This is a genomic window from Providencia sp. 2024EL-00732, assembly GCF_044006275.1.
Classification (GTDB): Bacteria; Pseudomonadota; Gammaproteobacteria; order Enterobacterales; family Enterobacteriaceae; genus Providencia; species Providencia huashanensis.
Map to the genome: position 1 here is coordinate 142,658 of NZ_JBIPDG010000005.1, position 14,992 is coordinate 157,649.

Genomic DNA, 14,992 nt, shown 5'->3' on the forward strand with positions numbered 1-14,992 from the left:
AAAGTTTGCTTTATATCAGTTCATCTGCAAGAAAAAGAGGCCCCATAACATTCTGCGGCAATGCAAATTGTTCAGGGTAATCGACGCTCACCAAATACAAGCCTTCAGCTTTTGCCGTTGCCGCTGCTTTGGTGCGATCTTTTAGCTCAAGAAGATGTTGTATCCAATCAACACCTTGATTGCCACACCCTATCTCCAACAGACTACCAACAATATTCCTAACCATGTGGTGAACAAAGGCATTGGCTTTAATATCCACCACCACATAATGACCATGGCGACTCACATTCACGTGCATTACATTACGCCATGGAGACTTTGATTGGCACTGGACTGCTCTGAATGAGGTAAAATCACGCTCACCTAAAAGTGACTGAGCCGCTTGATGCATTCTTTTTTCATCTAATGGGTAGTGAAAATGAGTTACACCATTAGATAAAATTGCAGGCCGATAGCGATGATTGAAAATCACATAACGGTAGCGGCGAGCGGTGGCACTAAACCGTGCATGAAACTCATCATTCACAGGTTTACACCAACGAACTGCAATATCCGCAGGCAAATGTGTATTTGCCCCCATAGTCCAAGCCGCTTCTTTGCGATTGGCTGAGGTTTCAAAATGCACCACCTGCCCAGTGGCATGAACACCTGCATCCGTACGACCCGCGCAAAATACGTTGATCGGCTCTGCGGCAATCTTTGACAAGGCGATTTCTAAGCACCCTTGCACACTTTTCACTTCTTGTTGGCGTTGCCAACCAAAATAGCGACTACCGTTGTATTCGACCCCTAACGCAACCCGATACAACTTTGTTGGTTCTGACATCAGTAGAATAGCTCCTGAGCTAATTTTTCAGCGGTTTCTACTGCCATCAGTGCCCCACCGAAGCGCACATTATCCGCCACCGACCAAAACTGTAATATTTCAGGAACGCCATAATCATTACGAACGCAGCCGACACTTAGTTGGTCATTGCCAGAAGCATCCGTTACCTGAGTTGGATAATCCCCTTCTTCTGAGACCTGAATATCCGCAAAACGTTCAAGTTCTTCATTCGCTTCTTCTGCACTCAAAGGGCGTAACGTTTCCAAGTAGACAACTTGAGCATTTCCATAAAAAACAGGCGACTGAATAAAACTAACAGCAACAGGTAAACCTTCATCTTGGAGTACTTTGCGCACTTGTTCAACAAGACGGCGTTCTTGAACAACACTGCCCTCCATGTCTGACAATAAAGGCAACATATTGAAAGCAAGTTGCTTACTAAAACGCCCTTCTTCCGCAGGAATACCATTTAATAAACGTGCACTTTGCCCTGCAAGTTCATCGACGGCTGCTTTACCATAACTCGACATGGATAACATATTCGTTAAGGTAATTCGCCCTAAGCCTGCTGCGTCCACCAGCGGTTTAATCGCTGTGACCAATTGACTCACGGAGCTATCTGCCAAAGAAATAATATTACGATTGCGGTAATCAGCTAAAACTTGAGGATTCACATTTGGTACCACTAATGGCACATCAGGTTCTTGAGCAAATACGCCACTTGTATCAATAACAATACAACCTTCCTGTGCCGCTAATTCTGCATATTGCATGCTAACCGCTTCATTAGCCGCAAAAAAAGCAATTTGCGCTTGCGACCAATCAAAACCATTCACCTCTTCAACTTGAATACTTTTGCCACTAAAACGTACGCTCTCCCCCGCACTACGCTCACTGGCTAGTAAATACAGTTCGCCAACTGGAAACTCCCTTTCTTCTAGCAGTGAGATAATGGCCTCACCTACAGCCCCAGTTGCGCCTAATACTGCAATATTCCAACCTTCAGTCATGGCTATTCCTCTAGTAATAAAAACTAAACGACCCCATTAATGAGATCGTTTAATGATAAAAAATTATACCAATTAATTTGCTAAATAAGCACTGAACCCTAATGCATTAAGCTGCGCGACAACATCGGCGTTATCACAAGCCACATTGAGTGATGACCATTCGCGACGTTCTTGGTAGTTTTTACGCAGCTTATCAAATTCCCCTTTAATACCTGCTACCTTGCGCAGCTTGGCATCGTCACGGCGTACATCATACACAAGATGGGCTAATCTTTTGAGTTGGCTTTGCGTTAATTTACCATTGAAGGTTAACTCGCTAATATCCGGTTTTGGCAACAATGATGAAAGGGAAATTTGCACGGATTTACCGATAAATTGACAGTAAGCTTCATAAACTTGCGTCGTTCCCCTTGCTTTACCTTCTAGGGTGTAACCTGCTATATGCGGTGTACCAATATCGACCAAAGCTAATAGCTCAGTAGACAAGTCAGGTTCCGGCTCCCAAACATCCAGTACCACACTCAACGGTTTCCCCTGTTGCAATGTTTTTAATAATGCTTGGTTATCAACCACCTCACCCCGGCTAGCATTAATTAAAATGGTGCCATCACGTAGGTTTTCTAAGTGGGTTTGGTTCATTAAATGAAAAGTTTGATATTCCCCAGAAAGATTCAATGGCGTATGGAAAGTTAACACATCCGCCTGCGCTAATACGGTTTCAAAAGACACAAAATCTTCTTGTTGGCCCATAGCGGCACGTGGAGGATCACATAATAAGGTTTTTACGCCCCAAGCGTTTAACCGCTCAGCTAAACGCCCACCGACATTCCCTACACCAATGACCCCTACTGTTTTATCACGTAAATCAAAGTTATCACGTTCCGCAAGGAATAATAACGATGAAATAACGTACTCCACTACCGCAATAGCATTACAACCGGGTGCAGAAGAAAAACCGATATTTGCCGTTGCCAACCATGCAGTATCTACATGGTCAAAACCTGCTGTTGCCGTTCCAACGAATTTAACCGGCGTATTTTTCAATAGAGATTCATTCACCTTGGTGATCGACCGTACCATTAATGCGTCCGCGTTTATTAATTCGTGTTCGGGTATTGGACGCCCCGGTACAGCTTTAACTTCGCCCAGTTCACTAAATAATGCCTGAGCATAAGGCATGTTTTCATCAACTAAAATTTTCACTGTTTTGTCCCAATCTATTGACGATACGGCTTTGCATCGCAATATTTTGCCACGCTTTGCCCCAGATGCCTATGAGAGTTAACGTTCCAATGTAAACTAATCTTCTGTCACAAACTCTTTCGCTCGAAAACGGTCGGGGGTTACTCCTGAAATTTGTTGGAACATCGCAATAAATGCCGACGCAGAGCTATATCCAACATCAAGTGCCACTTCGTGTACACTTTTACCACATTCAAGACCCGCTACCGCATGAAGATAGCGCAAGCGCTGACGCCATTCACTAAATGACATACCGAGTTCCTGTTGGCAGCGTCGTGACAATGTACGCTCTGAGGTATAAAAACGTTTTGCCCACCCAGCCAAGGTCGTATTATCCGCAGGGTCATTTTGCAATTCCAGTAAGATTGGCGCTAAAAACTTGTCTTTAGTGTTAGGCAAATAAGTATCTTGGCAAGGCGATAATGAAAACTGGTCAATGAGTACATGAGCTAACCGTAGATCTTGTTCAGTTTCTGGTTGTACAATGCCTCTTTGATACATATCGCTCATGATGGATTGAAATATAGGGCTTAATTTAATCACGCACGGCCGTTGAGCTAATATTTGATTGTATTGATGTGAGAAATCAATAATACGAAATTTGACACTTTCTTTATTAAAGCTAGCATGGGAAATATTTGCAGGTATCCAAATACAAAACTCAGGTGGCGCTAAATAGTGCTTACCCGCAACTTCCATTTCCATAATACCGCAAACCACATATAACATTTGCCCAAATGGGTGTGAATGGGATTTGTATTCCGTCAGCGCGGCAGTTTGCTCGTGGCGAAAAGCAATAAGTTCAGGCTCAATAATATTGCATTCACTGACTTGCCAAATATCTGATTTTGAAGTTTCCATGATACCTGTCTGAAAAGCGTTATCGATTGTCTGAATATCAGTATATATAAAAAACCAGACAGATGTATACTACTGCGCATTCGATACGGGAGAGTGTTTTAATGAAAAGTCTTCTTTTTCCGCTAATTGCGGTTTTATTATGGTCTATCAATGCGATTGTTAACAAAGCAGCATCCACGGCTATTGACCCTGCTGCAATTTCTTTTTACCGCTGGGCGTTGGCGCTAATCGTCATGACCCCATTTGTATTACGTTCGGTGCTACGAAACCACAAAGTCGTCATGAAACACTGGTGGCAATTAGCCATTTTAGGGGCTCTGGGCATGATGCTATACCAAAGCTTAGCCTATTACGCTGCCCATAGTGTCAGTGCGACCTTTATGGGGATAATGAACTCACTGATCCCATTATTAACCGTTGTGATCAGTATTTTCGTATTACGTGTTATCCCAACTGTCGGTATTGTATTGGGCTCCGCCCTGTCATTATTGGGCCTGTCGTGGCTCGTTAGCCAAGGTAACCCTATCTCATTATTTTCTCATGGCTTAGGCCAAGGCGAAATCATGATGCTAATAGCATCAGCAGCTTATGCCCTCTACGGTGTATTAACTAAGCGTTGGTCAATCCAATTATCTAGCTGGGATTCACTCTATGTGCAGGTGTTCTTTGGGGTTATTCTGCTATTGCCTAACTTTTTGTTAGCTGATGATGTGTCACTCAACAGCCACAATATTGGGCTAGTCGTATTTGCAGGGATCGCCGCCTCCATCATTGCGCCTGCGCTATGGATCCAAGGCGTAATGCGGTTAGGGGCAAATACCACGTCTATCTTTATGAACCTTGCTCCGGTCTTTACCGCCATTATTGCCGTTTTTGCTCTTGGCGAAGAATTAAAAAGCTATCATTTAATTGGTGGAGGTGTTGTATTATTAGGGGTAATGTTAGCGCAACAATTACGTACCCCACTGACGCAAGTATTTAGCCGTAATAAAAAAGTGGCACAGCAAGAAGATACTTGTCAGTAACCTGCCGCTACAACTTATAACTTAAAGCAATAAAAGCAATGTCGTGGACTCATATGCCCCACTCTGTGGGGCTATGTTTTATCTATTTTCCTCAATATATTTCTTCCCACATTCCTGCACGGTTTTTCGTCATTTATATTTTGTAACGCTCTAAAACGTCTCAGTCACCCTTTGTCTGTCATTCGCTGATAAGCTTGTGCAAAGCTAATCTGAGCAAGCAATAAAGGGAAATTCTGATTGAATCTTCTTCTTAAGCAATTAGACTTAACTAAAATCATTCTACCCATTAAGTAGTATTTTCACTCAAAACCAAATATTGACTCGATGTGCACTGATGGAACACGTCATGTCATACATGACCTTTAATAAGGAATAACAATGACTAAACAACTTAAAGTTTGGCTTTGCATATTTATAGTAATTGCTATTGCAGTTGGCATTTACTTTATCAATGCATTAGGCCATTCCAATTCCGCACAAGCTGGTTACGATTTATATCAACAAGGCGATACCGAAGCCGCTTTTAAGCAATTTGAAAATACGGCTGATGTTGACTCCCAATCCGCTTATGCATTAGCCACAATGTATAAAGATGGGATAGGTACTCAACCTGATGAGAGTAAAGCACTAAGTTGGTTGGTTAAATCTGCAGCACAGAACAATAAAAATGCGCTCTATAATCTGGGCTTTTACCGTTATGATCAACAAATAGAGGATACCCCTGACGATAAATATGGCGTAACCTCTTTAACTAAAGCTGCAGATCTCGGTGTAATTGAGGCTCAAGTGATGGTTGGCGGTATTTATATGGAAGCTAAATATGAAGATATTCCGCAGAATACCGAACTAGCTCGGAAATACTTTACACTGGCTGCGGAACAAGATTCACGTCTAGCTAAATTTGCACTCGGTTATATTGCCCATAAGGTTGATAAAGATAATAAAAAGGCAGTCGAAATCTTAACCCCCTTAGTCAGTAAAGACTTCCCATTACCGGCTATGTTATTAGCATCTATTTATAAAGAAGGCGGCAATGGTATTACGCCAAATAAGATTTTTGCAAAAAAATATGAAAGTATGTCAATGGCATCAGCTTTCGAATTTATTGCCGATGCTGAGAGATTTGAACCTGCGCCATTATCAATTTATGGCTCACTAACGCCAGAAGAAAAACAACAAATAATCGCTAACCTTGAAACCCGAGCCAGTCAAGGTGATGAAACTGCTATGTATATTTTATATCAAAAATACATGACAGGCGAAGATGTCCGTAAGAATAAAAATAAAGCTGTAATGTATTTGCGGCCTTTAATACAACAACGGGCTCCCAAAGCGCTATATTTTAATTACCTCGCAGATAGAGATAATATTAAAGATTTGACAGAGGCCGCTGAGGGGCAATATCCCGATGCATTATACCAAGCCTATCAGGTCTATTCAGGTAATACCTTTAATTATGATGTAAAACGCGATGATGAATTAGCGAATAAATATTTAATTAACGCCGCAGATTTAGGCCATCAAAAATCGTTAATTACTATTATCGAAAAAGCTATTTACAGTTACCGTTTTCCAAATAAACAATTAGTAGATACTATAAAAAAATATACTCCGATATTAATCGAGAAATACCCTAATTCTCCAGAAGCTTTGATCGTTGTAAGCCAAGTATACCGCAATAAAAATAGCTCATTCTATTCACCAGAAAAATCCTTTGAAACACTCGCAAAAGCTAACCGAATTGCACCCGATTATGAATCACAAATGCAGTTAGCTCGTTACTATATCAATGGGTTTGGTACTAAGCAGAATTTGCCAGAAGCCGTAGAGATACTGAAAAAAGGTTTAAGTAAAAATAGCTACAAGTCGACAGCTGACCGCCTGTTAGTTCAACTCTATTATCAATATGATATAAAAGACTATGTCGACGAGAAAACGATCATTGATATTCTCAAAAATGATGTCATTGAAAGAAAAAACTATACATTAGCGCATTTCTATGCGGATTATTTATTACGCGAAGATGCGGAGAAAAATAGCAATCTAGCTTTTGAACTGTATGAAGAATCCAGTAAAAATAATGATAGCAGCCGTATTCATTATGCAGCCTCATTATTAAAATATAAGCCGGAAGAAAACAAACGTGCTGTGAACTTAGTTGTTGACGTACTCGCTTCACCTGATAGCAAGTCACGATTGTCAAAAGAAGACTTTAATACCGCCAATGACATTTTATTAAAACTTGGTTTGGCTACCATACACGCTAAACGTTTATTAGTCGATTTAGCCCTATCCGAAAATAACACTGAAGCCTTAAAGCGTATCGAACCACAAATTGGGGTTGATGCGGATATCACTTACTTTTATGGCATCAAGCAACTTACCCAGTTGACCCAAGTTGATACCCTAAGTGATGCAGAGCTAAAACCTTATTACGATACCATTATAAAAGCCGCAGAATTAGGCAATACCACCGCGTCTTTATATATTGCTCAAAATTTGGATGGCGTTAATTATTATAATGACAAGCCCTACTATAAGCAGCGTTTTCAGAAAATCACAGGGTTAACACCGAAAGACCTCGTCCCACAATATAAAAAGTGTGCAGCATTAGGCAGCAACCGCTGTTTATATGAGCTGGGGGAAATTTACCAAAAAGGTAATTATGGGGAAGATTCTGACTATGATCTCGCAATGGAATATTACAACAAAATCTCTGACCCAGATTTCAGTTTTTTAAAATCACGTAAAAGAGAAATTGAAAAAGCAAGAGCCTCGTTTATTACTATTCAGGAAAAGGCAAAAAATAATGACTCTGATGCCATTCGTACCCTCGCCAATGCTTATAAATTCGGTAACTATGGGCAAAAAGTCGATGAGAAAAAATGGCTACAATACTTGACCGCTAGTGCAAAGTTGAATAATAAAAGCGCTTTAAAAGAATTAGTGGATTATTACAGCCAAGACACACTCATTGATGCTAATAAAGCGAAGATTCTTGGTTATTACGACCAATTAGCCGCTATCGGTAGCAAAGACTACACCCGCAAATTAGCACATCAATATCTAAACGGTAGTCGCCTTGTTGCACCAAATCGCCAAAAAGCCCGTGAATATTACATTAAAGCAGGAAGTTGGGGGAACGAGTTCATTAAGTATATGAATGACTATGACATCAGCATGAAAATGCTCAATGAAAGTTCAGAGGCTAAATATAAAGTAGGCCGAGCCTATTATTATGGTAAAGGGATCAAAGAAGACAAATTAGAAGCCTTAAAATACTTAAAGCTTGCTAGCGATGAAGGAAATGATAACGCAATTAGCCTTTATACAAAAACCCTGTATATGGGGATACTCAACGAAGACAAAATGTCTTGGTTGAAAGAACCAGACTGGGATCAAGCTATTGTTTATTTAAAAAAACACTCAAACCCTAAACGTGTTGATAATTATATCGAAACCTATAACTCCATCGTTGTTCCTGCGCAAAATGGTGATACTTCAGCCTATATGAAACTCGGAGATTGGTATAAGGATTACAGTCGCGCATTAGCCGCCCAAACTTGGTATAAAAAGAGCATTGAAGCAGGCAATTTAGCCGCTTATCAAGCTCTTGACCAAGTCACCAGCGATAAACAAGTAAAACACCAAAATTACCTTGAAGGTGCAGCAAAAGGTGACTTATTTTCCAAGGTCCAACTAGCCAAAGACTACCTGTATGACAGCGACGTTCTAACCAGTTCAACGGACTATAATTCAGCCATTCAATACCTACAAGAAGGTATCAAGTCAGCTGATGATGAAATTTCTAGTATGGCATTCAATACATTAGCCAATTTGTATCAAAAAGGTATTCGTAATAACAAGAAAAACCTTAACCGCCCTAAAGATGATAAAAAATATTTAGAATTGCTGCAAAGCGAAGAAAATAACCGTACAGATGCATTGCTTAATCTTTATAGCTATTACGCAAGAACCGATGCGCCGAAAGCTTTGGGTTACTTACAGCGTGCTTATGAAAAAGGCGACTTAGATGCCATTGAGAAACTGTATGAAATAAATTACCCTGGTGAATATTGCAGTAATAGCGATAATGCCGATCTGGATAAGGCAAGCACTTACTTAAAAGAGTGGCTACAAAAGAAGAATTTCGAGAAGAATACTGAGCGGAATTATATTCGTTCAGCTGAAAGTTTAAGTAAAAAAATGGGGGATACTTACTTAGCTGGTGAATGTGATATGAAAAAAGATATCGATAAGGCTATTGAATGGTATCTAATTTCATTGAACTATCATGAGAGTCATGCGCTAAGTAGCCTGTACAAAGCCTATGTGGAAAAAGGGGATGCGAAACAAGCCTATTACACGGCATTGCGTCTGAAAAAAGACCCTAAAAATATTGAATTATTAGAGCAGTTATCACCACAGGAGCGACAAGCGATTGAACAACGTTTCAATGATGAGCAAACATTCCAAAAATATGGTCGCTTTGCTAAACAAATTGAAGAACAACGTGTGAAGGCTGAAGCGGGTGATAAAATGGCAGCTTTCTCCTTAGGTATCGCTTATGCTCGGGGTGAAAGAGTACCGCAAGACACGCAAAAGATGATCTACTACTATGAATTAGCAGGTAAAAATGGCTATCCTCGTGCTTATAATATTTTAGGTAACCTTTACCGCAAAGACAATGAGCGCGGTATTGAGAAAGACTTTCCTAAAGCGCTTTATTACTTTGACTTAGGCGCACAACAAAATGACAGTAATACCGCGCACCAAGCCGGTGATATGCTGTATTTTGGCCAAGGAGTACCAAAAGATTATGTTGGTGCAGCCAAATATTATGATATGACAAACCTAGAGCAAGGGACTCATCATGGAATGGCAAAATACAAGCTGGCCTACATGTATTACAATGGTTGGGTCGGAACAAAGAGCAAAGCAGACCTACAAAAAGCCCATGATTACCTTGAACTCGGTGCTAAATACCAAGACGAGGACTCAATTAAAGCACTAAAAGAGTGGGATTTTAAACTCATTAATAAATAATTAACGATAAAGGCGCTAATTTCTTTAGCGCCTTTATTGAATCATTTTTATTATTATCAGTTATTATTTGGATACTTCAATATATCAGTCGGTTATATTGTTTAGTTCCGATTACCATTTATGGATATAACATTTAGTCTTTTCCTAGTTGATTTTCAATAAAACACAAAAGCTTATCAATATATCTAATAATATATTCCTGATAAATATAGAATTCCGCTTAAAATCATCTAATTATTAAAAAATTAGTCATATAATTATTCCAATAATAACTATTTAGAACTCATTTTAAATAAAAATTAGTTATCTTTGTTTAGTTGGTTTATATTTTATTGATTACGGATTACAAACGTTAGAAAGCCCCTAATTAATATGGAGTATTTATTGTGAATTCAAATCTAAAAAATAATGCATCAAACACATCTATAGTAAACAGAGAAAAATCAATCACTAAAAACACAAAAAACGAACAAAATGAAATTAATAAGCCCCATCTATTAACTCCTCGACAATCTGATAAAAAAAATATCAATATATCGGAGATGCGGCGAGAAAAAGAATACTTAACAGCAGTGAAGAATGATTTTATTTCTAACATTCATAATTATGTTCCATTAAAATCTGCCATATCTAATGTTAGCGAGAAAACTTATTATAAAACAATTGAAAATGCATTGTTAGAGATTACTGAACAACGCCATCAATTAAACGAAAAAAAGAAATTAGAATCTATTGATGAGATCTATTTACGGGAAGAAAAAATAACTAATTCAAAAAACAACCTTGCAAAATACCTTTACGACCATTCAGAAAATAAAGAAAACAATTTAATTTCACAAGATTTATCGACTTTACTTGACGAAATATACAATACAGATGTAAAAATAAAATCATTCGAGGCATCCTTAAATGAAAAAGAAAATAATGAGAAGTTGACTAATACACCTTTCAATAACAAAAACCAGTTAGATACGGAATCATTATTATCATCCTCAATGGCAAGTCTCAAACAAAACACAATGGCTAGTGATTTTAAACACAGTTCTTCAAATAACAAACAACTAAATATACTAATACCAATGCGAGACTAAACACATCCAGTTTTTACTACGTTTAAACTTTGGCACCAAAGCGCCCAAATAAGGGCGCTTCTCTTACCGTGGTGCTTGGCTAGCTTTAAATGCGATTCGAACTAACAATCCATTGAGTAATTTACTTTTTAATAGTTGTGGTTCAGAGCCATGGTAACTAGCAATATCTTTAACCAAAGCCAAACCTAAACCAGCCCCTTCCTTCCCTAAGGCATTATTTAAACGAGTAAACGCTTCCATAGAACGGTTAATCTTTGCATCTGGGATCCCTGGCCCTGAGTCCTCGACTTCCAGAACAAAATGCGCCTTGTCATCACTATTTACAACACGCACTGTCACCACGCCATTTGCTGGCGTATATTTTATTGCGTTATCGATTAGATTTGCGCACATTTCTGCCAATAAAATGGGTTCACCTTTGATCCAAGCCACATCGAGCCCTTCATAGCCCAAATCCACACATTGACTTTCTGCACGAGTCAGCCGCGTAAAACAGGTTTGATGAACAATTTCGACTAGATTAACAGCACGGTACTGCGTGACGGCTTCTTTTTCATGCGCTTTTAACCGAGATAGTTGCAAAAGCCTATCAGTGAGAATAATCGTATTATCGAGGGTTTTATCGATAGCTTGTAAACTCTGTTGCCGCTGATTAGCATCTTGACTGTTAATCGCGACTGAAACCTGTGTTTTCAACACCGTTAATGGTGTTTTCAATTGATGGGATGCATCCGCACTGAAACGCTCTTGTCGCCTCACCATCCGCTTTAAACGGGAAATATAGCGGTTCAATGCATCAATTAATGGCGATAAATCAGACCATGGCAGTAAATCTGGCAATGGTGTTAAATCATTAGCGGAACGGCTTAACATTAAGTTGGACAATTTTTTCAATGGCGCCAATAACTTACTAAGTAAAATATAGGCAAGAACTAAGGTTAAAAGCACCACCGTACCTTGGCTCATCAGCGCGGAGATTAATAATTGATTAGCGAGATCTTGTCGTGAATAAACGGTTTCTGCAACACGGATCTCAACCATTCCAGTGATGCCACCTTCATTAATGGGTTGATAAAACGCTGCAATGCGAATAGGTAAGCCCTTATACTGTGCATCATAAAAATAAACTAGCGCAGTATAGTGCTGTGAGCGCATCCAATAAGAGGGAATTGGCGGTAAGTCATCATAACCAGAGATAGTCTCACCGTCAGGGGAAATAACTTGATAAAAAATTCGGTCATTATTATTCAGTTCGAAACTATCCAATACCACATAAGGTACGCTAACAGATAGATGCCCATTTACCACTTGTAGCCTTTCTGCCACAGTACGAGCAGAGGCGAGTAGCGTTCTATCATAAGCTAAATTTGCAGCGTTCTTAGCACTATAATAATGGGTATAAACCGAAAATCCCCCCAATAAAATGAGGGGGATACCGAAAAAGAGCAGCAACTGATGAAAGAGAGAGCGTGGATGAGAGACTAATTTCATACACTACACTGCTCTAATCGGTATCCCAATCCGCGTAACGTATTGATGTTAACATCCGAACCTGCGAGTTTTTTTCTCACTCGGTGAACATATAATTCAATACTTTGTAAACTGGCTTCATCGGACAAAGAAAACACTTGTTCAAATAATTGCATCTTTGAAACTGGGCGTCCTCGTCGGTGAAACAAGGTATTTAATACCGCATATTCCCTTGGGGTTAACCCTAATGGTTCTTGACCAAGTAAAAAATAACCTTCTTCGTGATAACACAGCGCACCAAAACGCTGCGGTTCATTGACTTGCCCTTGGCTACGCCTTAGTAAGGCACGAATCCTAGCTTCTAACTCAGCGATATCAAAAGGTTTTGTTAAATAATCATCCGCACCTGCATTTAAGCCTTGGACACGGTCAGCCACATCCGAGTTTGCCGTCAACAGCAAAACAGGGATCTCTTGATGACGTTTTCGCATTTGCGCCAATACTTCCAACCCACTCATTCGTGGAAGAGATACATCAAGCACAACAAGGGCATATTGTTCTGTTTGTAATAATTGATCTGCGATGGCGCCATCACTGGCAATGTCAACCGCAAACCCTGATGACGATAATGCCTTTTGTAACCACAATGACAACTCGTCATGGTCTTCAACCAATAAAATTCTCATTCCGCATACTCATTATAATTACTTATCTGTATACGTTGGCATTACCTATCGTGATTGAAAAGCAATTGTCATCGTTTTTACTGTATCCATCACAACTATTACGGTTAAATGGAATCAATAATTTAAATTTAACATTAAATTAACATAACAAAAAAGCAGAAATACAAAACAATCTGATATATATCACATAAAAATAATAATATTTGTTAATGAAAGGTAAATGAAAGCTTTGTCAGACAATGATGCAACATCTACACAACAAGAAGTAAATAACATAGTTCTTTAATTATTGTCTTAGTAAGGAAAGAAAAATGAAAAAATATACAATCAAGGCCTTAGCAACAGCAATATTTTTAGTTGGCGTTAACCAAGCAAGTGCTCTACCAGAGCGTACTGAATGTATCGCCCCAGCCAAACCTGGAGGGGGGTTCGACTTAACCTGTAAATTAGTCCAGGTTTCCATGCTTGAAACTAAAGAAATTGAAAAACCAATGCGTGTTACTTACATGCCCGGAGGCATTGGTGCGGTAGCCTATAATGCCATCGTGGCGCAGCGCCCTGCTGAACCAGGAACGATTGTTGCCTTCTCAGGTGGCTCATTACTCAACCTAGCGCAAGGTAAGTTTGGTCGCTATAACGAGAATGATGTCCGTTGGCTAGCCAGTGTGGGCAGCGACTATGGGATGATTGCTGTACGTGCAGATTCCCCTTATAAAACCCTTAATGATTTAATGGATACCTTTAAAAAAGACCCGAATAGCATCGTGTTTGGAGCCGGTGGTTCTATTGGCAGTCAAGACTGGATGAAAACCGCACTACTCGCTAAAGCTATCGATATAGATCCAAGAAAAATGCGTTACGTTGCTTTTGAAGGTGGTGGTGAAACCCTAACAGCTCTACTTGGAAACCATATACAGGTGTTATCAGGGGATATTAGCGAGATGACCCCGTATATCAATGAAGGCAAAATTCGTATCCTAGCGGTCTATGCCGATAAACGCCTCGGTGATGGCTTATCCGAAATCCCTACGGCGAAAGAACAAGGCTATGACATTGTTTGGCCAATTATTCGTGGTTTCTATATGGGGCCCAAAGTGTCCGATGAGGACTACAACCAATGGGTCGAGGCATTCCAAAAACTCCAACAAACCGAAGATTTCAAAAAGCAACGTGAACTTCGTGGCTTGTTTGAATATAACTTAACTGGGCAAGAACTCGATAGCTACGTAAAAAAAGAAATCGAACAGTATCGTGAGCAAGCCCGTGCATTTGGTTTAGCCAAATAACGGAGAAAACGATGAGTCAACGCATATTCGCCATAGTCTGGCTAATACTGTGTGCTATCGGGATCTATATCGGCTGGGGGATCCAAAGTGAATTTTCATACGAACCACTGGGCCCCCGCCCTTTTCCGGTCGCCATACTATCTTTAATGGCTATTTGTGCCCTTGCCTTATTATTTGGCAAACAAGAAGCTGTTGAATGGCCGAAACCTTATGTATTGCGCCGCTTAATACTCTTAGTCATCGCACTAGTTATCTATGCATGGGCATTTGAGTGGTTAGGGTTTCCTATTGCTACCAGTTTATTGACTATCAGCATGGCCCTACTATTTGGTGCGACACCAACGGCAGCCATTATTTCAGGCCCTATCCTTGGCATCTTCTTATTTTATGCCTTTGATAAATTGCTGGATGTCACTTTGCCTATTGGCAGCCTGTTTAATTAAGGAGCA

At 39.8% G+C, this 14,992-nt stretch carries 11 protein-coding genes; 5 read left to right on the forward strand and 6 right to left on the reverse strand.

Translation table 11 applies throughout. From position 1 onward, the window contains the following. Positions 1-10: 10 nt before the first annotated feature. The 4 genes from truA to ACHB7C_RS10705 all read right to left on the reverse strand — a co-directional run bounded on the left by truA (position 11) and on the right by ACHB7C_RS10705 (position 3,939). On the reverse strand, positions 11-826 hold the full coding sequence (gene truA, locus ACHB7C_RS10690) for a tRNA pseudouridine(38-40) synthase TruA (RefSeq protein WP_042844485.1): 816 nt from the start codon (positions 824-826) through the stop codon (positions 11-13). After that, a complete protein-coding gene (locus ACHB7C_RS10695) occupies positions 826-1,836 on the reverse strand; it encodes an aspartate-semialdehyde dehydrogenase (RefSeq protein WP_042844487.1) in 1,011 nt (336 codons plus the stop codon). The genes truA and ACHB7C_RS10695 overlap by 1 nt, the downstream gene beginning before the upstream one ends. Positions 1,837-1,908: 72 nt before the next feature. Beyond that, a complete protein-coding gene (gene pdxB, locus ACHB7C_RS10700; protein WP_042844489.1) occupies positions 1,909-3,039 on the reverse strand; it encodes a 4-phosphoerythronate dehydrogenase PdxB in 1,131 nt (376 codons plus the stop codon). A 96-nt stretch (positions 3,040-3,135) separates the two neighbouring features. Beyond that, positions 3,136-3,939 carry a helix-turn-helix transcriptional regulator gene (locus tag ACHB7C_RS10705; protein ID WP_042844491.1) on the reverse strand — a complete coding sequence of 268 codons (804 nt, stop codon included), beginning with the start codon at positions 3,937-3,939 and terminating at the stop codon, positions 3,136-3,138. Positions 3,940-4,040: 101 nt separating this feature from the next. On the opposite strand from ACHB7C_RS10705, the gene ACHB7C_RS10710 reads away from it, so the two are divergent. From ACHB7C_RS10710 to ACHB7C_RS10720, 3 genes are all read left to right on the forward strand, one after another. After that, complete coding sequence (locus tag ACHB7C_RS10710) at positions 4,041-4,964, forward strand: DMT family transporter (RefSeq protein ID WP_042844494.1); 924 nt, start codon at positions 4,041-4,043, stop codon at positions 4,962-4,964. A 378-nt stretch (positions 4,965-5,342) separates the two neighbouring features. After that, on the forward strand, positions 5,343-10,010 hold the full coding sequence (locus tag ACHB7C_RS10715) for a sel1 repeat family protein (RefSeq protein ID WP_395347287.1): 4,668 nt from the start codon (positions 5,343-5,345) through the stop codon (positions 10,008-10,010). Between the two features lie 386 nt (positions 10,011-10,396). Then, positions 10,397-11,101 (forward strand): hypothetical protein, encoded by a 705-nt coding sequence (locus tag ACHB7C_RS10720; RefSeq protein ID WP_395347289.1) that lies wholly within the window; start codon positions 10,397-10,399, stop codon positions 11,099-11,101. Between the two features lie 63 nt (positions 11,102-11,164). Here ACHB7C_RS10720 and ACHB7C_RS10725 read toward each other — a convergent pair whose 3' ends face one another. Both ACHB7C_RS10725 and tctD read right to left on the reverse strand, forming a co-directional pair. Continuing rightward, positions 11,165-12,592: a sensor histidine kinase N-terminal domain-containing protein gene (locus ACHB7C_RS10725; protein WP_349483481.1), complete on the reverse strand. Its 1,428-nt coding sequence runs from the start codon at positions 12,590-12,592 to the stop codon at positions 11,165-11,167. Further along, positions 12,589-13,257 carry a transcriptional regulator TctD gene (tctD, locus tag ACHB7C_RS10730; RefSeq protein ID WP_042844502.1) on the reverse strand — a complete coding sequence of 223 codons (669 nt, stop codon included), beginning with the start codon at positions 13,255-13,257 and terminating at the stop codon, positions 12,589-12,591. The genes ACHB7C_RS10725 and tctD overlap by 4 nt, the downstream gene beginning before the upstream one ends. A 311-nt stretch (positions 13,258-13,568) precedes the next feature. Between tctD and ACHB7C_RS10735 the strand changes: the two genes are divergently transcribed. Continuing rightward, a complete protein-coding gene (locus ACHB7C_RS10735; RefSeq protein ID WP_048607533.1) occupies positions 13,569-14,543 on the forward strand; it encodes a tripartite tricarboxylate transporter substrate binding protein in 975 nt (324 codons plus the stop codon). An 11-nt stretch (positions 14,544-14,554) separates the two neighbouring features. Next, a complete protein-coding gene (locus ACHB7C_RS10740; RefSeq protein ID WP_042844505.1) occupies positions 14,555-14,986 on the forward strand; it encodes a tripartite tricarboxylate transporter TctB family protein in 432 nt (143 codons plus the stop codon). Positions 14,987-14,992 lie beyond the last annotated feature (6 nt).